The sequence below is a fragment of the Paraburkholderia piptadeniae genome, assembly GCF_900007165.1.
Classification (GTDB): domain Bacteria; phylum Pseudomonadota; class Gammaproteobacteria; order Burkholderiales; family Burkholderiaceae; genus Paraburkholderia; species Paraburkholderia piptadeniae.
Genome location: NZ_CYGY02000093.1, coordinates 1 through 491 on the forward strand (window position 1 = coordinate 1; position 491 = coordinate 491).

1 protein-coding gene is annotated in these 491 nt (G+C 65.2%); it reads right to left on the reverse strand.

Annotation, left to right across the window (positions count from 1 at the left end):
• Positions 1 to 159: 159 nt before the first annotated feature.
• The coding region (locus tag BN2476_RS38100) for a DUF2182 domain-containing protein (protein WP_218274582.1) at positions 160 to 491 on the reverse strand (332 nt) is incomplete at its 5' end.

The window sequence follows — 491 nt, forward strand, 5'->3', positions numbered from 1 at the left end:
CCAACTCACCCAGCACGCAAGGACAGCCAACCTTGCAGCTGCAAGGCGCATAGTAAGTTCCCGCAATATGCCAAGCCATCGCACGCCTCCTTTTGTTCGCAAGTTGTCGAACGCGACATGACGCGCGAGTGCGTGCCGTGTCGCCGCCTTTCTTCCCGGCTACCGGACGCTGCCGAGCCAGGGTGTCGCCAGCATTGCGAGCCCGCCTGCGATCAGCGCCACACCCAGCGGACGAGCCACACGGTGTCCGCCGGGCAAGGACTTCTCTATGAAAATGATGACCGCCGCCGTGAGCATCCATGCCATGTTCATCGCGCCCAGCGCGACCAGCGCGACCATCAGGCCGGCGCAGCATCCGATGCAGTCAGCCGCATGGAGCAGGCCGAGGCGCAGGGCACCGCGCGCGCCCGGCCGCCAGTGCCGCATCAGGAAGAACAGCGGGTTGCTGCACCTCGTGTGGCAACCGCGTTTGAGCCGCGTGAACTGGTAGA